The sequence below is a fragment of the Microbacterium ginsengiterrae genome, from assembly GCF_014205075.1.
GTDB classification, from domain to species: Bacteria; Actinomycetota; Actinomycetes; order Actinomycetales; family Microbacteriaceae; genus Microbacterium; species Microbacterium ginsengiterrae.
In genome coordinates, this window is sequence record NZ_JACHMU010000001.1 from 356,379 (window position 1) to 377,483 (window position 21,105).

Genomic DNA, 21,105 nt, shown 5'->3' on the forward strand with positions numbered 1-21,105 from the left:
CATCACTCGCGCATCCGGTGCGCCGCTCAGCCGTCGACGGTCAGTTTCTCGGCGCCTGGGCGACGGGGTCGTCCAGGAGCGGTTCGAAGGCGAGCTCAGCGGGTGCGATCTGCATGAGGTGCGACCGCATGTGCGCGCGCTCGAGGCGGACGGTCCGCCCCTCTGCTCCCACCGGATGCAACCGCACGGCCTCCGCCAGACGCTCCCGACTCGTCGCCAGCAGCACGCCGAGGTACCCCGAGAGCACCACCATCTGCGGCGCGAAAGCGTTCACGAAGTTCGTCAGCGCCACCGAGAGGACATCGACCTGCCTGGCGACCTCGGCGATGGTCACCGGGTCTCGCACGAGGCCGAGTTCGATGTCGAGCTCGTCCTCGTCGAGGCGGCGGCGCCCCAGGAGTGCGAGCACCTTGGCCGGGTGCACCTCCACCTGCAGGCACCCGCGGCGGCCGCACGAGCACAGCGCTCCCGAGGTGTTCACCACGGTGTGTCCGAACTCGCCCGCGAATCCCGACGTGCCGCGCACGAGGGCGCCGTCGAGCACCAGCCCACCGCCGATCCCGTTCATGGAACCGCTGAGATACAGCACGTTGTCGACGTCCCTCGCGACGCCGAATCGGGTCTCCACCAGGGCCCCGACGCTCGTGTCGTTGCCCACGGAGACCGCGACCCCGATGGCGTCGGTGAGACGCCGTGCGAGGTTCTCCCTGCGCCAGCCGAGTGAGGGCGAGAGGAGCACGGTGCCGCTGCGGTCCACGAGACCGGGCACCGCGACCCCGGCGCCGACGAGGCGGTAGTGCCGGTCGATGTCCGCGCGCATCCCGTCGATCAGCGACGACGTGACCTGTGCGAAGCGTCGCGGGCTCGGCGGCTTGGCGAGGTCGTGCCGCACCCGCGAATGCACCGCTCCGCCGAGACCCACCAGGGCCACCGAGACGCTGTGGGGCTCGGCGCTCACGCTCAGAGCGACGACACGATCCTCCGCCGCCACTCCGAGGGAGGGTCGGCCTGCGCGTCCTGTGCGCTCCACCGACGCCTCGCAGACGAGGTTGAGATCGAGCAGCTCCTGCACGAGAGCGGTCACGGTCGATCGGGTGAGGCCGGTCCGCGCGCCGATCTCCGTCCGGGACAGCGCGCCCCGGCCATGGACGAGCTGCAGGACGGTCGACAGGTTCTTCTGCCGCACGTCCTCGTTCGTCGTCCGGGCGAGGGGGCGCTGCGCCGCGATGAGCGGTTCCGAGAGATCGTGATCCTCGGTGCGATGCGAGTCGACCATCAACGCGTGACCATCATGTGTCGCATGAGCAGCTCCTGGGTGGCATCCGCCCTGGCCACTTCGGCCGTGACGCGCCCGTCGGCGACCGTGTAGATGCGATCGGACAGCCCGATCACCTCCGGGAGCTCCGAGGAGATGACGATGATCGCCTTCCCCTGCGCCGCGAGTTCATTGATGAGCCCGTAGATCTCGTACTTCGCCCCGACGTCGATCCCCCGCGTCGGCTCGTCGAGGATGAGGACGTCGGGATTGCTGAATATCCATTTCGACAACACGATCTTCTGCTGGTTCCCGCCGGAGAGCGTCGCGGTGGCCGCACCCACACTCGGGGTCTTGATGTTCATCTTGTAGCGATACGCTTCTGCCACTTTACGTTCGCGGATGCCGTCGACGAGACCGCGATGCGCGAGCCGCCCCAACGCGACCGACGAGATCCCGGTCTGCACGGATGCGAGCAGGTTGAGGCCGTCCTGGCGTCGATCCTCCGGCGCGTACGCGATGCCGTGAGCGATCGCCTCGCGGATGGTCCGCAGCTCGATTTCCTCGCCGCGCTTGAAGGCCGATCCCGTGACCACCGACCCGTACGAACGTCCGAAGATGCTGAGGGCGAGCTCGGTGCGCCCCGCCCCCATCAGGCCGGCGATCCCGACGATCTCACCGGCGTGCACACGGAGCGTGACGTCGTGGATGACGACCCGCTGCGGATCGCTCGGGTGATGCACAGTCCAGTTCTCGAGGCGGAAGAGCTCGTCGCCGATGTCGGGCTCACGTGGTGGGAAGAGGTCGTCGAGGGGGCGCCCCACCATCGCGCGGATGATCCGCCCCTCATCGGTGTCGGGGTCGTCGCGGTGCATGGTCTCGACGGATGCGCCGTCTCGGAGGACCGTGATCCGGTCGGCGACGTCGAGGACCTCCTGCAGCTTGTGCGAGATGAGCACACACGTGATCCCGTGGGACCGGAGCCGGTCGACCAGCGCCATCAGCCGATCGGAATCAGCGCGTCCGAGCGCAGCGGTCGGCTCATCGAGGATGAGCAGTCTGACGTCCTTGGCGAGCGCCTTCGCGATCTCGACGAGCTGCTGCTTGCCGATCCCCAGTTCCGACACGCGCGTCGCCGGGCTCTCGTGCAGCCCCACCCTCGCCATCAGCTCGGATGCGAGGGCGAAGGTCCGTTCCTCGTCGACGAGTCCGAAACGGGTCATCTCATGCCCGAGGAAGAGGTTCTCGGCGATCGAGAGCTGGGGCACGACGGCCAGCTCCTGATGCACGATGACGATGCCCTCGGCTTCACTGTCGGCGAGGGAGCGGAATCGCATCTCGCGGCCTTCGAAGGTGATCGTCCCCTCGAACGTGCCGTGCGGATGCACGCCGCTGAGGATCTCCATCAGCGTCGTCTTGCCTGCCCCGTTCTCGCCGCAGATGGCGTGCACCTCACCCGGGCGGACCTCGAAGGAGACGTCGTCGAGCGCGGTGACCCCGCGGAACCGCTTCGTGACGCCCGACATGCGCAGCACTGTGTCGGACATCTCACCGCCCTTCCACGTCGACCGGACGGGCCCAATGCTACCGAAGAAATCAATTTGTCCTCAGGCCCGAAAAAATAATTTGTCCGCAGGGGCGACAATATGCCATGCTTCGGAAGCGGACAGCGCCTGAGCGCCGCTCCACGCCGACAGAGTGGTCAGACAGCACCGGCCACCGAACTTTCAAGGAAGAGAGAACGCGATGAGTAGAAGAACCCTGCGCGCCCTGGCCACCACCGGCGCATTCGCCCTGGCCTTCGGACTCGCCGCCTGCGCGAGCAGCCCCGCGACCGAGTCGGAGGGCGCACCGGAGGCCGGCGACATCACCGTCGGAGTCGCGATGCCGACCGAGACGAGCGAGCGGTGGATCGCCGACGGCGACGCCGTGAAGTCCCAGCTCGAGGAGGCAGGCTACGACGTCGACCTCCAGTTCGCGAACGACGACATCCCCCGTCAGCAGCAGCAGCTCGACCAGATGATCACCAACGGCGCCGACATCCTCATCATCGCCTCCATCGACGGCACCGCCCTCGCCACGCAGCTCGAGAACGCGGCGAGCAAGGGCATCCCCGTGATCGCCTACGACCGCCTCATCAACGGCACAGAGGACGTCGACTTCTACGTCACGTTCGACAACTACACCGTCGGCGTCCAGCAGGCGCAGTCTCTCCTGCGCGGTCTCGGCTTCCTCGACGAGAACAACGAGGACACCGGGGCGACCGACGCCAAGGCGGTCGAGCTGTTCGCCGGATCCCCCGATGACAACAACACGAAGTTCTTCTACCAGGGCGCGATGGACACCCTGCAGCCGTACTTCGACGACGGCCGCCTCACCGTCCCCTCGGGGCAGACGGACATGGACACGATCTCGACGCTGCGGTGGGACCAGGCCACGGCGCAGAAGCGCATGGAGGACCTGCTGACGAGCACCTATGACGGTGGCGCGAAGCCGCTCGACGGCGTGCTCGCCCCGTACGACGGCATCTCGCGCGGCATCATCACGGCACTCGAGAACGCGGGATACGGTTCCAGCATCGAGGACGGTCTTCCGATCCTCTCCGGCCAGGATGCGGAGATCGCATCCGTGAAGATGATCGCCGACGGCGTGCAGTACGCGACGATCTTCAAGGACACCCGCAAGCTCGCCACGCAGGCCGTCGCCGCAGCCGACGCCTTCGCGAAGGGCGAGGAGCCCGAGGCGAACGACACCGAGACGTACGACAACGGTGTGAAGGTCGTGCCCTCCTACCTGCTGGAGTCCGACATCGTCGTGGCCGACAACATCACCTCGCTCCTGGTCGACTCCGGCTACTGGACCGAGGACGAGATCGCGGCAGGCGTCGCCGGCTGATCCCCGTCGTGGCGTCCGCCCGCCGACCGACAGGTCGTGCGGGCGGACGCCCCTCCGCTCACCGATTCACAGACAGGAGCTGCGATGTCTGACGCGATCCTCGAGATGCGCAACATCACCAAGAACTTCCCCGGCGTCAAAGTGCTCGACGACGTCACCCTGACGGTCGCGCGGGGCGAGATCCACGCGATCTGCGGCGAGAACGGCGCAGGGAAGTCCACCCTCATGAAGGTGCTGTCCGGGGTGTACCCGCACGGCTCCTTCGACGGATCGATCGTCTTCGACGGCGAGCCGCAGCGGTTCACCGCGATCAAGGACTCCGAGCACGCGGGGATCGTCATCATCCATCAGGAGCTCGCCCTCGTGCCGCACCTCTCGATCGCCGAGAACATCTTCCTCGGCAACGAGGTGCTCCGCCGTGGGCTGATCGACTGGCACGAGGCCAATGCCCGGGCCACGTCGTTCATGGAACGCGTCGGACTGCACGAGAACCCGACCACGCCGGTCGGTCAGATCGGCGTCGGAAAGCAGCAGCTCGTCGAGATCGCCAAGGCGCTGACGAAGGACGTCCGACTGCTGATCCTCGACGAACCGACCGCGGCGCTCAACGACTCGGACTCCGAGCACCTGCTCGGCCTGCTCCGCGGGCTCAGGGAGCAGGGCATCACGAGCATCATCATCAGTCACAAGCTCGGCGAGATCATCGAGGTCGCCGACACCACGACGATCATCCGCGACGGTCAGACGATCGAGACGATCGACATGCACGGCCCGGACGTGTCGCAGGACCGGATCATCCGGGGAATGGTGGGGCGGTCCCTCGAACGGCGCTTCCCCGAGCGCACGCCGGACATCGGCGAGGAGATCTTCCGCGTCGAGAACTGGACGGTGCGCCACCCGACGCAGCAGGACCGCATCGTCGTGGACGACGCATCACTGTCGGTCAGGGCCGGGGAGATCGTCGGCATCGCGGGACTCATGGGCGCAGGCCGCACGGAGTTCATGATGAGCGTGTTCGGACGCAGTTACGGGAGGGCGGCCTCCGGGAAGGCGTTCCTCCGCGGCGAGGAGATCTCCACCCGCACGGTGCGAGACGCCATCGGCAACGGACTCGCTTACGTCTCCGAGGACCGCAAGGAGTACGGTCTCAACCTCATCACCGACATCAAGACGAACATCTCCGCTGCGGGCCTCGGCAACCTCACGAGCGCCGGGCCGTTCATCGACGCCCACCGCGAGGCGGAGGTCGCCGAGCGCTACCGCACCGACCTGCACATCAAGTCGCGCACCGTCGCCCAGATCGTAGGCAACCTCTCCGGCGGGAACCAGCAGAAGGTGGTGCTGGCGAAGTGGCTCTACACGGACCCCGACGTGCTCATCCTCGACGAGCCGACCCGCGGCATCGACGTCGGCGCCAAGTACGAGATCTACGAGATCATCGGCGCTCTGGCGGCCGCTGGTAAGGCCGTCATCCTCATCTCCAGCGAGCTGCCGGAGCTCCTCGGGCTCTCGGACCGCATCTACACCCTCGCCTACGGGCGCATCACCGGGCAGCTTCCCGCCGCGGACGCGACACAGGAGGCGCTCATGTCCCTCATGACGATCGAAAACACTTCCCCGAAGGAGGCCGCGGCATGAACAACGTGTTCACCGAGGTCAAAGAGCTGCTGACCCACAACCTGCGCACCTCAGGCATCTACATCGCCTTCGTCGCGATCATCCTGCTGTTCACGATCCTCACCGGGGGAACGCTGCTCAGCCCCGAGAACGTGACGAACATCGTGCTGCAGAACGCGCACATCCTCATCATGGCGCTCGGCATGATCCTCGTGATCGTCGGCGGTCACATCGACCTGTCGGTCGGTTCGGTGCTCGCGTTCGCCTCCGCCGTGTCCGCCGTGCTCGTCATCCGCATGGGCATGCCGTGGTGGGTCGGTGTGATCGCCGCCATCATCACCGGCATCGTCGTCGGCGTGTGGCAGGGGTACTGGGTCGCGTACGTCGGCATCCCGGCGTTCATCGTCACCCTCGCGGGAATGCTGCTGTTCCGCGGCCTCACCTGGCTCGTGCTGGACAACGTGTCGCTCTCGCCGTTCCCGACCGCCTACCGCGAGGTCGCCAGCGGCTTCCTCGACGGCATCTTCGGATCGATCACCGTCGGTCAGGGGCAGGGACTGATGGGCGTCCCGCAGACCGTCGACGTCTTCACACTCGTCATCGGCGTGCTCGCCGTCATCGGCGTCGTGGTGTCCTCGATGCGCAGCCGTCGCGCCCGCCAGGGGTACAACCAGGTGGTCGAGTCCATGCCTCTGTTCGTGGCGAAGCTCGTCGTGATCTCGGCCGTGCTGCTGGCGTTCACGTGGGCCCTGGCCTACAACCGGGGCTTCCCGGTCGTACTGATCATCGTCGCGGTCCTCATCCTCGTGTACCAGGTCATCGCCAACCGCACCGTGTTCGGTCGCCACGTCTACGCCGTCGGCGGCAACCTGTCCGCCGCGCGACTCTCGGGCGTCAACGTGCGCAGCGTGAACTTCTGGATCTTCGTCAACATGGGGTTCCTCACCGGCATCGCCGCCGCCGTCTTCTCCTCGCGCTCCAACGGCGCCCAGCCGGGCATGGGGAACATGTTCGAGCTCGACGTGATCGCGGCCTGCTTCATCGGCGGCGCCTCGACGATGGGCGGCGTCGGACGCGTCGGCGGTGCGCTGGTCGGTGGTCTGGTGATGGCCGTCATGACCAACGGCATGCAGCTGATGGGCGTGCCGCAGTCCAGCCAGCAGATCGTCAAGGGACTCGTGCTGCTGCTCGCCGTCGCATTCGACATCTACAACAAGCGCCGGGCCGGTACCGTCCGCTGAGACTGGGGGACGAACGGGGCGGGACGCGGCAGGCGTCCCGCCCCGTTCGTGTTCTCTCAGGCCGAGATGATGCGGGCCCCGTGGACGGGCCCGTGGACGTGCATGGCTGTGCGGCCGGCGTCCTGCAGCTCCGCCGCCACATCGCGGGCGCTCGCCGGGTTCTCGCACAGGAACGCGATGGTGGGTCCTGAACCGGAGACGATGCCGTTGAGGGCACCGGCTGCGATCCCCTCGGCGATGATGTCGTCGAGGACGGGGCGCTCGCTTCGGGCCGGGCCCTCGAGGTCGTTGAACATCGCGGCGGCGAGCGCGTGCGGATCACCGGCGCGCAGCGCCTGCAGCACCGGGATCGGCACGTCGAGGGACAGCGGAGGGTCATCGGCGAGCGCGCCGGTCTCCGCTCGGTCCTCGTCGAGCCGCGCGTAGATCTCCGGTGTGGAGAGCCCGGCGTCACTGGTCACCAGCACCCAGTCGAAACGGCCGCGTGCGAGGGCAGGGTTGAGCTGATCGCCTCGCCCGGTGCCGACGGCGGTGCCGCCGTGCAGCGCGAAGGGCACGTCCGCACCCAGTCGGGCCGCGAGCTCGTGCAGATGCTGGGGAGAGAGGCCTGTGCCCCACAGGGCATCGCACGCCACGAGGGCCGCTGCGGCATCGGCCGAACCGCCGCCCATGCCTCCGGCAACCGGAACGCTCTTGCGCAACTCGAGATGGACGCCGCCGGCGTACCCTGTCGCGGTGGCGAGCATCTTCGCCGCCCGCATCGCGAGGTTGCGGTCATCGGTCGGAACGGATGCCGCGTCCTCGACACCGGACACGCTGAGGGAGAACTCATCGGACTCGGTGGCGATGACGTCCTCGAACAACGAGACCGCCTGGAACACCGTGGCCAGGGCGTGGTAGCCGTCCTCGTGGCGACCGCCGACGCCCAGATAGACATTGATCTTCCCCGGCGCCCGCACGTGCACGGATCCGGGGAACGCGGCGAGGCTCATGGTCGACTCAGAGCGTCGACGAGACGGCCCACAGGTCGACGTCGATGCCGTCGGAGAGCGCGTCGATGCGGGACAGCTCCTCTTCGGAGAAGGCCGGACCGTCGAGAGCGGCGATGTTCTCGTCGAGCTGCTCGATGCGAGACGCTCCGATCAGGGCGGAGACGACCACGGGGTCACGCAGCGTCCACTGCAGAGCCATCTGTGCGAGCGTCTGCCCGCGCCCCTCGGCGATCTCGTTGAGAGCACGGAGGATCGACAGCCCCTCGGCGGACAACGGCTTGTCCGAGATCGAGCCGCGCTTCTGCGCGCGCTCCGCCGTGCCGTCCTTCAGGTACTTGTCGGTCAGCAGGCCCTGGGCGAGGGGCGTGAAGGCGATCGCGCCCAGCCCTTCGGTGCGCAGAGTGTCGGTGAGCTCCGGTTCGATCCAGCGATTGAGGATCGAGTACGAGGGCTGGTGGATCACCAGCGGCGTGCCCAGCTCCTTGGCGACGGCCACGGCCGCCGCGGTGCGCTCGGCGCTGTACGACGAGATCCCCACATAGAGGGCCTTGCCCTGCCGCACGAGCGTGTCCAGTGCACCGATGGTCTCCTCGACGGGGGTGACGGGATCCACGCGGTGCGAGTAGAAGATGTCGACGTAGTCCAGGCGCATCGAGGTGAGCGAGCGCTCGGCGCTGGCGAGCAGGTACTTGCGGCTGCCGAAGTCGCCGTACGGGCCCGGCCACATGTCCCAGCCGGCCTTCGACGAGATGATCAGCTCGTCGCGGTACGGACGGAAGTCCTCTTCGAAGATGCGCCCGAAGTTCTTCTCGGCAGAGCCGTGCGGCGGGCCGTAGTTGTTGGCGAGATCGAAGTGGGTGATGCCGCGGTCGAAGGCGTGACGCAGGAGGGCGCGCTGATTGTCCAGCGGGATGTTGTCACCGAAGTTCCACCACAGCCCCAGCGAGATGGGCGGCAGGTGCAGGCCGGAGGTGCCGACCTGCCGATACGCGAACTGCTGATAGCGATCGGCCGAGGCCGCGTAGGGACGGTGGATGTCGGGAACATCGGAGCGGAAGCGCGGCGTTTCAGTCACGCCTCCAGGTTAGCCCTGAAGCGCCAGCGCGATTCTCACGAAATCGTCGACCGTGAGCTCCTCGCCCCTGGCGGTCGGTGCGACACCGGCGCGCTCGAGAAGTGCGGAGGCCTCGGCGGCTGTTCCCCCGAGCACCGCGGCGAGCGCCTGTCGGAGCATCTTGCGGCGCTGCTGGAACGCGGCATCCACGATCCGGAACGTCGCCAGACGCAGCTCTTCACTGCCACGGGGCTGCGGATCGCGTTCGAACGCGACCAGCACGCTGTCGATGTTCGGCACCGGCCAGAACACCTGACGCGACACGTTGCCGGCCAGTCGCCACGGACCGTACCAGGCGGCCTTGACGCTCGGAGCGCCGTAGACCTTGCTCCCCGGAGCTGCGGCGAGGCGCTCACCCACCTCGGCCTGCACCATCACGACGCCGCGCCGGATGTCCGGAAAGGTCTCCATGAAGTGCAGCAGGACAGGAACCGAGACGTTGTACGGCAGGTTCGCGACGAGGACCGTCGGGTCCCCCGGCAGCTCGGTGACCCGGAGCGCATCGGCATCGACGACCGTGAGCGCACCCTCCGGCACGCCGTGATCTGCGGCGGTCTGCGGCAGACGTGCGGCCAGGCGGTGGTCGATCTCGACGGCCGTGACGGACGCTCCCGTCTCGAGGATTGCGAGAGTCAGCGATCCGAGGCCAGGACCGACCTCCACGACGCGCTCCCCTGCCTGCACGCGACCCACGTGCACGATCTTGCGCACGGTGTTCGCGTCGACGACGAAGTTCTGGCCGAGCTTCTTGGTGGGGGTGACGTCTAGCTCGGCGGCGAGGCGGCGGATCTCGGTCGCGCCGAGCAGTGAGACGGTCATCCTGCCATTCTCCCCGATCCGCACCGCACGTCCGTACAGATGCACGACGAAACGACGGTCGCACGGCTAAGGCAGCGTCCTCACCGTGCAGGTGTCGCGGGTTCGTGCAGGTGTCGCCGCGGCGACTCGGCGCTGTGGAACTCAGTCGGCGAAGGAGCCGTAGACGCGCAGGGTGTTCTCGGCGATCCGGGCGGCGAGCTCTTCGACGTCCAGGCCGAGCTCTGCGGCCATGAAGCGCAGCGTGTGCGGGATCAGGTATGGCGCGTTCGGCCGGCCCCGCAGCGGCACAGGGGTGAGGAACGGGGCATCCGTCTCGACGAGGATCCGATCCAGCGGCGTCACCCGCAGGGCGTCGCGCAGATTCTGCGCGTTCTTGAACGTCACGTTCCCCGCGAACGACAGGTAGTACCCGGCATCAGCGCAGACACGGGCCATCGCGTTGTCGCCCGAGAAGCAGTGGAACACCGTGGTGTCGGGCGCGCCGACGCGGGTGAGCGTCGCGAGCACCTCCTCGTGCGCATCCCGGTCGTGGATCTGCATCGCGATCCCGTGCTTCTTCGCCAACGCGATGTGCGCCTCGAACGATGCGAACTGCGCGCCGCGTCCTGCCTCCTCGGTGCGGAAGAAGTCCAACCCCGTCTCGCCGATCGCGCGCGTGCGCGGGTGCGCGGCGAGCTCGTCCACCACCGCGATGGCCTGATCGAGCCGCCCCGCCTCGGCGTAAAGCGGAGCATCGTTCGGGTGGATCGCGACGGCGGCGAGGACACGGGGGTCGGATGCCGCGGCATCCACCGCCCACCGAGAGGACTCGATGTCGCCGGATGCCTGGACGACGCCGATGACGCCGACCGCTTCGGCCCGATCGAGCTGCTCGGCCAGGGTCAGCGGCTCCACGCCGTCGGTGATCTCCAGGTGGGCGTGGTTGTCGTACACCGGGACCGTCAGCGCATCGGGCGCGTCCGGGTAGCGGAGGTCCTTGCGTCCGTCGGTCGCGCGCGACTTCACGTACGTGTCGGGGTTCGTCCCCTCCGCGGCCATTCCGATCCTCCGATCAGCCCTGCGTCTCGACGCGCGGGAACAGCGGCGCGAGGGCGGTGACGGTCGTGCCTGGTCGCAGCGCACCCCATGCTCCGGCCTCGCGGATCGGCTGCTGCTGCAGCGCGCCGAGCTCCTGCTCCGCGCCCAGCGCCGACCACAGCGTGCCGGTCGACTGCGGCATGACCGGCGACAGCAGGACGGCGAGTGCGCGCAGGCCCTCTGCGCACGTGTACAGCACGGTGCCGAGGCGGCCGCGCTGGGCCTCGTCCTTCGCGAGAGCCCACGGCTCGTTCTCGGTGATGTAGCCGTTGAGGGCGTCGACGATGGTCCAGATCGACGAGATCGCCTCGTCGATGCGGAACTGCTCGATCGACGCGTCGGCCGCCGTCGCGGCATCCGCCACGATCTTCTGGATCGCGAGGTCATTCTCGGTGTACTCGCCGGCCTCGGGGACGACGCCGCCGAAGTACTTCTCGATCATCGCGATCGTGCGCGAGGCGAGGTTGCCGAAGCCGTTGGCGAGCTCCGCTTGGTACCGGGCGGAGAGGTCCTCCCAGGAGAAGGACCCGTCCTGTCCGAACGCGATCGCCGAGAGGAAGTAGAACCGGTACGCGTCCGAGCCGAACACGTCGGTGATCTCGGTCGGTGCGATGCCGGTGAGCTTCGACTTCGACATCTTCTCGCCGCCGACGAGCAGCCAGCCGTGCGCGAAGACGCCCTTGGGGACGTCGAGGCCTGCGGCCATCAGCAGGGCGGGCCAGATGACGGCGTGGAAGCGCAGGATGTCCTTGCCGACGACGTGGTAGGCCGGCCAGCGACGAGCGAACGTCTCCTCATCCGAACCGAATCCCACAGCCGTGGCGTAGTTCAGCAGCGCGTCCACCCACACGTAGATGACGTGCGACTCGTCCCACGGCAGCGGGATGCCCCAGTCGAACGTCGAGCGCGAGATGGAGAGGTCCTTCAGGCCCTGGCTGACGAACGAGACGACCTCGTTGCGAGCCGAGTGCGGGCGGACGAAGTCCGGCTCGGTCTTGTAGAGCTCGAGCAGCCGGTCCTGGAACTCGCTGAGCTTGAAGAAGTAGTTCTTCTCCTGCAGCAGCTCCAGCGGCTTGGAGTGGATGGCGCAGACCTTCAGCCCCTCGAAGGGACCGGTGCCGTCGACGATCTCGCTCTCCGGCTTGAACTCCTCACACCCCACGCAGTACAGCGCCTCGTACTCGCCGGCGTAGATGTATCCGGCGTCATAGAGCCGCTGGAAGAAGACCTGCACGTTCTTCTCGTGGCGCTCCTGGGTGGTGCGGATGAAGTCGTCGTTGGCGACGTCGAGGGTCTCCAGCAGCGGGAACCAGCTCTCCGAGACGAGCTTGTCGACCCACTCCTGCGGGGTGACGTCGTTCGCCGCCGCAGCGCGGAGCATCTTCTGTCCGTGCTCGTCCGTGCCCGTCAGCATCCACGTGTCATCGCCGGCCTGGCGGTGCCACCGCGCGAGGGTGTCGACCGCCACCGATGTGTACCCGTGACCGATGTGGGGCACATCGGAGGGGTAGTAGATGGGCGTGGTGATGTAGAAGGATTCGCCTGCGGGCATGCCGTCAATTCTAGGCGGGATGCCGCGCGGCGTTGCTCGTGTGTCAGCCGCCACCGGCGGCGCCGGCTCCGAGCGCTCCGAGCTGCACGCGGGAGGTCGCGCCGGTCTTGTCGTACAGGGCGCCGACGTGCGTCTTCACGGTCGTCACGCCGATCCTCAACCGATCGGCGATCTGCTGGTTCGTCAGTCCCTGCGCGAGCAGGGCGAGCACTTCCGCCTCGCGCGCGGTCAGCGTGGGAAGGGCGGGGGCGGGCTGCACCTCCGGACGACGGTTCAGCTGCGCGATGACGCTGCCCGCCACCGCCGGATCGATGACGTGCCGGTCCGCGGCGACGTGGTGCACGGCCTGGACGAGCTCGGCGCCGCGTGTCGCCTTGAGCAGGTAACCGTGCGCCCCGGCCGCGAGCGCGCGGACGATGAGGTCGTCCGAGTCGAAGGTCGTCAGCACGAGTACGCGCGTCGGCGTCTCCGCCGTGATGCGCTCGGTCGCCCAGATGCCGTCCGTCCCCGGCATCCGCAGGTCGACGAGCGCGACATCGGGCGCCAGGGATGTGCACTGCGCGAGAGCGTCGAAGCCGTTCTCCGCCTCGCCGACGATCTCGATCGCGGGGTCGGAGCGCAGGATCGCGGCGACCCCGGTCCGGACCGCCTCGTGATCGTCGGCGATCAGCACGGTGACCCGGTCAGACATCGCGCGCCTCCCCCACTGTCACCACGGCGTGCCACCGGCCGTCATCGGTCGCCGCCGAGACGACGGCTCCGTCCACGTCGGAGAGCAGCATCGTGGCACCCGCGATCCCGATTCCGCTGCCGTGGACTGCGGCGGCGGCCTCCGCGACGCGGTTCGAGACCCGCACTGTGATGGCCGCGTCGCTGTGCTCATCGCCCGCGACGGCGAGCTCGACATCCCCGGTCCCGTGTCTGACCGCGTTCATGACGAGCTCCTGCACCGCGCGCACGACGATCCCCGCGGCGCGCGGCGGCATACCGGCGAGCGCGGCCTCGAGCGGTTCGCCGGTGTGCACGAGACGCCGATCCGACGGGACGAGGTCGTCGAGCCGGCGGGCGGAGACGGACGGCTCGCGGGCCTCCTCCACGTCGTCGACCGTGGTCAGCAGGGCGATGAGCCGGCGCAGCTCCCGGTGCGCGTCGTCGGTGCCGCTCTTCGCCCTCGCGAGGATCTGATCGACCTCACCGGTCTCGGCCGCAGCGGATGCCGTCAGCCGGGCGGCTTCGATGTTCAGACCGGCGACGGCGATCTGATTCGCGACGAGATCGTGCAGGTCGTGGGCGACGCGCTGCCGCAGCTGCTGCATCGATCGCGCGTGCGTCTGCGCCATCGCCGCCCGCGTGCGCTCCCGCTCGCTGCGCACGTTCCATCCCCACAGGGCCGAGAGCAGCACGAACAGTGCCCATTGCAACGCCAGCGGGGCGTACCGGACTGCGGCCCCGTGCCAGACGACGAGAGTGATGCCGACCGCGACGAATGTCACGAGGATCACCGCGAGCACGACGCGCACTCCCCGGTCGGAGCCGTACCGGAACGCGCAGTAGACGAAGTCCGAGAACAGGATGACCACGCCGAGACTCGTCCCCAGCAGCACGTCGACTGCCACAAGGGGGATCCCCGCGGCGAGCATGGCGAGGGGATGCGTCGAGCGCATCGTGGCCAGGGCGGCCATGGCGAGGAGGAGGAGCAGGAAGATCGTCTCGCTCGTCCAGATCCCCGCCGACGGCGCGAAGACCGCCACGCCGGACAGCCGGAATCCGCCGAACTGCAGCAGGGCGATCCCGAGCAGCAGATACAGCGCAGCGGCGACCGCATCCCGCCCGCGAGGGTGGGCGTTCAGCCGCTGAAGGGTGTGCCGCAGCTCTGACGCCATGGCATCCATCCTGCCCGCTCTCCCGTTCTCCCTCCTCCTCCGATCGGAGGAGATCCGTCGGCCGTGCGGAGGATCCGCGGCGGCGCGGGGACCGTCACGGTGGAGGCATGAACATCGTCATCGCGATCCTCGCCTGCGAGATCGGATTCTGGGTCGTGCTGTTCGCCGGTCTCGCGACGCGCTACCTGCTGCGGTGGCGCCGGTTGTCGACCGTGCTGCTGCTGTGCGTTCCGCTGCTGGATCTCGCACTGTTGAGTCTCATCACGTGGGACCTGCGCGTGGCAGGAGCGACCGCGGACTTCGCGCACGGGCTCGGGGCGGTGTACCTGGGCTTCACCGTCGCATTCGGGCACACGATCATCGCGAGAGTCGACGCGTGGTTCTCACACCGGTTCGCCGGCGGACCGGAGCCCACGAGGACGCCGAAGCACGGCCGCGATCGGGTGGTGCACGAGTGGAAGGACTGGGGACGCATGGTCGTGTGCGCGGTGATCACGACCGCTGTGCTCGGCGGCATCACCTGGCTGGTCGACGACCCGGCGAGGACGTCGGAGCTCGCTGGTTGGATCGGGCGCGTGTGGCTGGTCACGGGCATCTGGTTCGTCGGCTGGCCGGTGTGGGTCACGGTGACCGAGGCGGCAAGGCCCGCGCAGCGGAGCGACGCACGCTGATCTCGGCGCGCGCATCGCGCACGACTGCAGCGATCTCGCAGACATTCCGAGAATCTCTGCGAGATTCGGGAAGATCTGCGTGGTGCGTGCGGCCTCAGCGGCCGCGGGAGGCGAGGGCCTGCTGATACAGATCCCGTGAGCTGAGTCCTGTCGCTGCGGCAACCTCGGCGCACGCGTCCTTGAGCCGCATGCCGCTGTCGACGAGCGCCTGCACCTGGGCGCCGGCATCCTCGACGGATGCCGCGACAGGCGTGGCCCCCTCGACGACCACGACGATCTCGCCCTTGACGCCGGCCTGCGCCCACTCGACGAGCTCGGATGCCGTGCCACGGCGCACTTCTTCATAGAGCTTCGTCAGCTCGCGGCACACCGCGATCCGCCGATCCGGGCCGAACGCCTCGCCCATGTCGGCGAGAGCGGACGCCAACCGTGACGGCGACTCGAAGAAGATCATCGTGCGCTGTTCCCGGCCGAGCGTCGTGAGGACACCGCGACGCTCACCCGGCTTCCGCGGCAGGAAGCCCTCGAACGTGAAGCGGTCGGTGGGCATCCCCGAGATCGCCAGCGCCATGATCACCGCGCTGGGACCGGGGATCGCGGTCACCGTGACCCCCTGTGCCACAGCCTCCGCGACCAGTCCGTACCCCGGGTCGCTCACCGCCGGCATCCCCGCATCGCTGACGACGACGATGTCCTCGTCCATGGCGAGGGCGGCGAGCTCGGCCGCCTTGTGCTTCTCGTTGTGGTCGTGCAGGGCGATCAGCCGGGGCCGGTTGTCGATCTTCAGGGCCTGCAGCAGCCGCTGCGTCGTCCTGGTGTCCTCCGCTGCGACGATCCGCGCGTTCTCGAGCACCTCGACCAGACGCCGAGACGCGTCGCCGAGATTGCCGATCGGGGTCGCCGCGAGGATGATCACCCGTTCAGCTTAGGCTTATGCCGTGTCCGCGCCCGTCCCGCTCCTGCCTCCTCCTGCGGAGCGTCTGACGGTGTGGGGGCGGCTCCGCGACCGCGTGCGGGGAGACCCGGAGTGGAATCGCCTGGTGTCGTGGCTGTCCCCGCTGCTGCTCACGGCGCTGGCGGCGCTGCTGCGGCTGGCGAACCTCGGACATCCGCGCACGCTCGCCTTCGACGAGACCTACTACGTCAAGGACGCCTGGTCGCTGTGGACCCTCGGCTACGAGGGCACCTGGGGCGACGGCGCGAACGAACAGTTCCTCACCGGCGACGACGGCGCGCTGGGCACGGAAGGCTCCTTCATCGTGCACCCGCCGTTGGGCAAATGGATCATCGCGCTGGGCATGGGAGCGTTCGGACCAGGGAACAGCGCCGCGTGGCGGCTGCCGGTCGCCCTGGTCGGCGCGGCGACTGTGCTGCTGGTGTACCTCGTGGCGAAGGAGCTCACGCGCTCCGTCGTCGCGGCATCCGTGGCCGGCCTGCTCCTGGCCGTCGACGGCCTCAGCATCGTGATGAGTCGGATCGGGCTGCTCGACGGCATCCTCACGTTCTTCGTCCTGCTCGGATTCCTCTTCGTCCTCCTCGATCGCCGGCGGAGCATCCCTCTCGTCGAGGCGCCCGCTGCGACCGAGGAGCAGACCCTGTGGGGCCGGATCGTGTGGCGACGGCCGTGGGTCATCGCCGCGGGCATCGCCCTCGGCGCGGCCACGGCCGTGAAGTGGTCGGGGCTGTACGCACTCGCCGGTCTGGGGCTGTATCTCGTCGTCACCGATGCCCTGGCCCGGCGCCGCGCCGGCGTGGCGTACTGGCCGATGGATGCCGTGGCTCGGCAGGGGGTCGTCTCGTTCCTGCTGCTGGTGCCTGCCGCGTTCGTCACCTACCTCGCCTCATGGACGGGCTGGCTGGTCACCGCCGGCGGATACGACCGGCAGACCGACGCGAACCCGTTCGTCGCGCTGTGGAACTTCCATCAGGCGATATACGCGTTCCACATCGGACTCGGCTCAGGGCACCCGTACGCGAGTCCGGCATGGCAGTGGCCGCTCCTCATCCGCCCGACCGCCGTGTGGGTGGGCGGCGATCAGAGCTGCGGCACTGATCACTGCATGTCGGTGATCTCGACCGTCCCGAACCCTCTGATCTGGTACGGCGGCGTCGCGGCGGCGGTCTATCTGCTGTACCGGTTCGTGCGCGGTCTCGTCGAGCGCCGGCCGATGCCGTGGACGTACGGCGTCCCGCTCGTCGGTCTCGCCGTGACGTATGTGCCGTGGCTGCTGTACCCGGAGCGGACGATCTTCCAGTTCTACACCGTGGTGATGATGCCGTTCCTGTGTCTCGCGCTCGTGCTCGGCCTACGCGACATGGCCGGCCGCCGGGAGAATCCTCTCCCCCGACGTCAGGCCGGCGAGCGCACCGTCGCCGTGTTCCTCATCGCCGTCGTGCTCGTGTCGGCGTTCTTCTACCCGGTGTGGACCGGCATGAGCGTGCCGTACGAGTTCTGGCTGATCCACAACTGGCTGCCCACCTGGATCTGAGCCGGATCACTCAGCGGGTATGGATGCTGCCGGTTCTCAGCCGGCATGACCGACGAAATCCATACCGGCTGCCTCGGACGGCGCGTCAGCGGGCGAGCGGCAGATCGGCGGGGTCGGAGACCGGGAGGCGGCACACGAACGCGCGGCAGTCGTACGCGAGGTCGACGCCCTGCGCCCTGCCCGCGAACAGCTCGAACCCGGCGTCCTCGAACGCCTTCGCCTGCGCGGGGCTGACGACGGCGACCACGTCGGCATCCACTTGGCGGGATGCCGATGCGAGGGGCCCGTCGACGGCATCGGTGACGACCACGACCTGACGCGGCGACTCCGCCAGGCCCGCTGCGACGGAGAGGAGCGATCCGTGACCGAAGGGGTGCGGGAGCGCGGTTGCCGCGTACGCACGCACGAGCTCCTCTGCCGCGGCGCGATACCGCTCCCCTGCGCCCAGACGCCATGCCGACAGCGCGGCGCCGGCGAGGGCGGCCGCGCCCGACGGCAGGTCGCCGTCGGTCTGGTCGGGTGCCGGCGTGATGCCATGCGCGGCGAGGACGGGATCGGGGGATGCCCCTGACTCCAACAGCTCGTCGAGGATGTCGCGCGCCTCCACCGCCCAATCGGCCTCGCCCGTCGCCACGGCGAGTGCGAGGAGACCGTCGGCGAGCAGGGCGAGGTCCGCGAGCGTCGCCACCGCGGCCGACGCCGTCCCGCCGAGGGAGGCCCGCACCCGCTTGCCGTCCGGTGCGCGATTCACCTCACCCACGTAACGCGCGGCATCCGCCGCTGCTGCCACCCACGCTCGCTCTCGCCAGGCTGCGCCGGCCCGAGCGAGCGCACCGATGGCCAGCCCGTTCCAGCCGGTGATGACCTTGCCGTCGACCGCGGGCGGCTGCAGCCCCGTTCGCTCTTCGGCTGGGAGCCGGTAGTAGCCACCCTCGTTGCGTTCACCGTCGATGATCGATTCCGAGTCCTGTGCGGCCCGGAAGCCGCCGCCGTCCTGGCGCAGAACCCCGATGAGGAACGAGGCGATCCCCCGCGCCGTCGATTCGTCCCCCGCGCGTCGGGCCACATCCAGCAGCTGGGCGTTGTCGGTCAGCATCCGCTCGTAGTGGGGCACTGTCCAGTCGCGCATGGTCGCGTACCGGAAGAATCCGCCGTCGACGTCACGAAGGTCGGATGCCGCCATCGCGGCGAGCGCGCGCTCTGCAGCCGCGGCCGCCTCCGGTGCCTCGCGGCGCACGGACGGCTCCTGCAGGAAGCCGAGGGTCGTCGCCACGGGGAATTTCGGCGCGGCGCCGAAACCACCATAGGAGGTGTCCTCCCTGGCGGCGATCGCCCTGGCGGCGACGGCGAGCCGTCCCGCATCCGGCAGGTCGGACGGGGCGACGACAGCGGCCTGGGCGAGAGCGTCGGCGACGGCATCCGCCGACTCGACGGCCTGCTCGTGCCGGGTCGTCCATGCCTCCTGCACGGCCGCGAGGACCTCGCGGAAGCCGGGCATCTGCCCTCGCCGCTCCGGCGGCCAGTATGTCCCGGCGTAGAACGTCCTCCCCTGCGGGGTCGCGAACGCCGTCAGCGGCCATCCCAGGTTCTGGGTGAAGGCGGATGCGGCGGCCATGTACGCCCCGTCGACGTCCGGATGCTCCTCGCGGTCGACCTTCACGGCGACGAAGTCCCGGTTGATGATCGCGGCGACCTCGGGCGAGGAGAACGACTCGCGCGCCATCACATGGCACCAGTGACAGGTCGAGTAGCCGATCGAGATGAGCAGCGGGACTCCCCGCCGCTGCGCCTCGTCGAAGGCCTCCGCACCCCACGGGTGCCAGTCGACCGGGTTGTCGGCGTGCGCGCGCAGGTAGGGGCTGAGCGTCTCGGCGAGGCGATTGGTCATGCCCGACACGCTACGCCGCGACGGCTGGAGATCACACCAGAGCGGGGCGCAACTCGGCCGCGCGCGAATGCGCGTATCCGACCAGGGGCAGCGCCCGCTCCGCGGCGAGCGCGATGCGCGCCTCGAGCACCTCGGACGCGACCCGGTATCCGTCGAAGTCTGTGTTGCTGGCGTAGACGCCGATCGGGAGCGTGAGCGCCTGGAAGAACGCGAACAGCGGGCGCAGTTGGTGTTCGATCATCAGCGCGTGCCGTTCCCCTCCGCCGGTCGCGGCGAGGAGGACGGGCTTTCCGACGAGGTCGTACTGGCCGATGAAGTCGAACAGATGCTTGAACAGACCGGTGAAGGACGCGCGGTACACCGGGCTGCCGACGATGAGGAGGTCGGCCTGCTCGATCGCGACGAGCTGTTCCTCGACGTGGGCGGGAAGGTCTTCGCGGCGCAGTGCTCCGGCCAGTGACGGGCCGATCGCGGTGAGCTCGATGAGCTGCACCTCCGCATCGGCGCGTTCGGCGACCGCATCCGCGATCGCGCGCAGCAGCGCGGTCGTCTTGCTGGGCTCGTGAAGGGAACCGGAGACGGCGACGACGCGGTAGGGAGCTGTCATGACGACGACGCTAGCGACGATGACGCCCTGTGGCACGCGGGGCGACACAGGGCGTCATCGAACGCAATGCAGCGTCTCAGAAGTGAGTGCTCAGTTGAACTCGTTCGGGTGGGTGCCCACGCGGCCGGATCCGTCCTGCGGGTCGAGAGCGTCGATCGCCGAGATCTCCGCGTCGGTGAGGGTGAAGTCGAACACGTCGAGGTTCTCGCGGAGACGCTCGATGCGCACCGACTTCGGGAACACGATGTTGCCCTTCTGCAGGTGCCAGCCCAGGACGACCTGAGCCGGGGTCTTCCCGTGGGCGGAGGCAGCCTCGGCGACGGCGGGCGCGCCGAACAGGTCGTACTTGCCCTGGCCCAGCGGGCCCCATGCCTCGATGCGCATGCCGTGGTCGGCGGCCCAGGAGGTGACCTCGCGCTGCTGGTACGCGGGGTGCAGTTCGATCTGGTCGACGGCGGGGGTGACGCCGGTCTCCTTGACGACGCGCTCGAGGTGCTCGACGAGGAAGTTGGACACGCCGATGCTGCGGGTCAGGCCCTGCTCGCGGAGCTCGATGAGCTTGGCGAACGCGTGGACGTAGTTGTCCTTCGCCGGCGTCGGCCAGTGCACGAGGTACAGGTCGACCTGGTCGATGCCGAGCTTCTCGAGGCTCTCCGCGATCGCCGCGTTCGGCTCGTCGCCGTCGTGGCGGTCGTTCCAGAGCTTCGTGGTGATGAACAGCTCGTCGCGAGGGATGCCGCTCTTCGCGATCGCCGCGCCCACGCCGGCCTCGTTGCCGTAGATCGCCGCAGTGTCGATGTGGCGGTAGCCGACCTCGAGCGCTTCGCTCACGGCCTTCTCGGTCTCCTCCTGGGGGACGAGGAAGACGCCGTAGCCGAGCTGAGGGATGGTGTGTCCGTCGCTGAGAGTGATGAGGGGAATCGTCATGCGGCCAGCATACGACCTGTGATGACAGGCGAAGGCTCCCCTTGACTCCGGCACGCGGAAGCGCAAAGCTGCTTCGCC

General features: G+C 68.7%; 18 protein-coding genes. 5 read left to right on the top strand and 13 right to left on the bottom strand.

The features are described from left to right. Positions 1 to 40 precede the first annotated feature (40 nt). Both HD600_RS01810 and HD600_RS01815 read right to left on the bottom strand, forming a co-directional pair. Positions 41 to 1,276: an ROK family transcriptional regulator gene (locus tag HD600_RS01810; RefSeq protein ID WP_144797407.1), complete on the bottom strand. Its 1,236-nt coding sequence runs from the start codon at positions 1,274 to 1,276 to the stop codon at positions 41 to 43. Beyond that, entirely contained in the window at positions 1,276 to 2,802 is a 1,527-nt protein-coding gene (locus HD600_RS01815; protein WP_184281156.1) for an ATP-binding cassette domain-containing protein, read from the bottom strand. The genes HD600_RS01810 and HD600_RS01815 overlap by 1 nt, the downstream gene beginning before the upstream one ends. Positions 2,803 to 3,001: 199 nt before the next feature. On the opposite strand from HD600_RS01815, the gene chvE reads away from it, so the two are divergent. The 3 genes from chvE (at position 3,002) to mmsB (ending at position 7,008) form a co-directional block, all read left to right on the top strand. Beyond that, entirely contained in the window at positions 3,002 to 4,150 is a 1,149-nt protein-coding gene (gene chvE / locus HD600_RS01820) for a multiple monosaccharide ABC transporter substrate-binding protein (protein ID WP_184281157.1), read from the top strand. An 84-nt stretch (positions 4,151 to 4,234) separates the two neighbouring features. After that, the gene (gene mmsA, locus HD600_RS01825; protein WP_184281159.1) at positions 4,235 to 5,788 is read left to right on the top strand and encodes a multiple monosaccharide ABC transporter ATP-binding protein; all 1,554 of its coding nucleotides are present in this window, start codon (positions 4,235 to 4,237) and stop codon (positions 5,786 to 5,788) included. Next, entirely contained in the window at positions 5,785 to 7,008 is a 1,224-nt protein-coding gene (mmsB, locus tag HD600_RS01830) for a multiple monosaccharide ABC transporter permease (RefSeq protein WP_184281161.1), read from the top strand. The genes mmsA and mmsB overlap by 4 nt, the downstream gene beginning before the upstream one ends. A gap of 56 nt (positions 7,009 to 7,064) precedes the next feature. On the opposite strand, the gene HD600_RS01835 is transcribed toward mmsB, so the two are convergent. The 7 genes from HD600_RS01835 to HD600_RS01865 form a co-directional block, all read right to left on the bottom strand. After that, positions 7,065 to 8,000, bottom strand: coding sequence for a 4-(cytidine 5'-diphospho)-2-C-methyl-D-erythritol kinase (locus tag HD600_RS01835; protein WP_184281163.1), 936 nt, complete (start codon positions 7,998 to 8,000; stop codon positions 7,065 to 7,067). Positions 8,001 to 8,007: 7 nt separating this feature from the next. Then, positions 8,008 to 9,075, bottom strand: a complete 1,068-nt coding sequence (gene mgrA, locus HD600_RS01840; protein ID WP_184281165.1) for an L-glyceraldehyde 3-phosphate reductase — start codon at positions 9,073 to 9,075, stop codon at positions 8,008 to 8,010. Positions 9,076 to 9,084: 9 nt separating this feature from the next. After that, entirely contained in the window at positions 9,085 to 9,933 is an 849-nt protein-coding gene (gene rsmA / locus HD600_RS01845; protein ID WP_184281167.1) for a 16S rRNA (adenine(1518)-N(6)/adenine(1519)-N(6))-dimethyltransferase RsmA, read from the bottom strand. Between the two features lie 141 nt (positions 9,934 to 10,074). After that, on the bottom strand, positions 10,075 to 10,971 hold the full coding sequence (locus tag HD600_RS01850; protein ID WP_184281169.1) for a TatD family hydrolase: 897 nt from the start codon (positions 10,969 to 10,971) through the stop codon (positions 10,075 to 10,077). Positions 10,972 to 10,984: 13 nt separating this feature from the next. Continuing rightward, on the bottom strand, positions 10,985 to 12,562 hold the full coding sequence (gene metG / locus HD600_RS01855; protein WP_184281171.1) for a methionine--tRNA ligase: 1,578 nt from the start codon (positions 12,560 to 12,562) through the stop codon (positions 10,985 to 10,987). Between the two features lie 43 nt (positions 12,563 to 12,605). Further along, positions 12,606 to 13,253, bottom strand: a complete 648-nt coding sequence (locus tag HD600_RS01860) for a response regulator (RefSeq protein WP_184281173.1) — start codon at positions 13,251 to 13,253, stop codon at positions 12,606 to 12,608. Then, positions 13,246 to 14,445 (bottom strand): sensor histidine kinase, encoded by a 1,200-nt coding sequence (locus HD600_RS01865; protein WP_184281175.1) that lies wholly within the window; start codon positions 14,443 to 14,445, stop codon positions 13,246 to 13,248. Before HD600_RS01865 ends, HD600_RS01860 begins: the two co-directional genes overlap by 8 nt. Positions 14,446 to 14,552: 107 nt before the next feature. Between HD600_RS01865 and HD600_RS01870 the strand changes: the two genes are divergently transcribed. Further along, entirely contained in the window at positions 14,553 to 15,116 is a 564-nt protein-coding gene (locus HD600_RS01870) for a hypothetical protein (protein ID WP_184281177.1), read from the top strand. Positions 15,117 to 15,210: 94 nt separating this feature from the next. On the opposite strand, the gene rsmI is transcribed toward HD600_RS01870, so the two are convergent. Next, positions 15,211 to 16,032 carry a 16S rRNA (cytidine(1402)-2'-O)-methyltransferase gene (rsmI, locus tag HD600_RS01875; protein ID WP_184281179.1) on the bottom strand — a complete coding sequence of 274 codons (822 nt, stop codon included), beginning with the start codon at positions 16,030 to 16,032 and terminating at the stop codon, positions 15,211 to 15,213. A gap of 22 nt (positions 16,033 to 16,054) precedes the next feature. On the opposite strand from rsmI, the gene HD600_RS01880 reads away from it, so the two are divergent. After that, entirely contained in the window at positions 16,055 to 17,605 is a 1,551-nt protein-coding gene (locus HD600_RS01880) for a phospholipid carrier-dependent glycosyltransferase (RefSeq protein ID WP_184281181.1), read from the top strand. Positions 17,606 to 17,690: 85 nt separating this feature from the next. On the opposite strand, the gene HD600_RS01885 is transcribed toward HD600_RS01880, so the two are convergent. The 3 genes from HD600_RS01885 to HD600_RS01895 form a co-directional block, all read right to left on the bottom strand. Beyond that, positions 17,691 to 19,493 (bottom strand): thioredoxin domain-containing protein, encoded by a 1,803-nt coding sequence (locus HD600_RS01885; RefSeq protein WP_184281183.1) that lies wholly within the window; start codon positions 19,491 to 19,493, stop codon positions 17,691 to 17,693. Between the two features lie 31 nt (positions 19,494 to 19,524). Then, positions 19,525 to 20,100: an FMN reductase gene (gene msuE, locus HD600_RS01890; protein ID WP_184281186.1), complete on the bottom strand. Its 576-nt coding sequence runs from the start codon at positions 20,098 to 20,100 to the stop codon at positions 19,525 to 19,527. A 90-nt stretch (positions 20,101 to 20,190) separates the two neighbouring features. Further along, a complete protein-coding gene (locus tag HD600_RS01895) occupies positions 20,191 to 21,027 on the bottom strand; it encodes an aldo/keto reductase (protein ID WP_184281188.1) in 837 nt (278 codons plus the stop codon). Positions 21,028 to 21,105 lie beyond the last annotated feature (78 nt).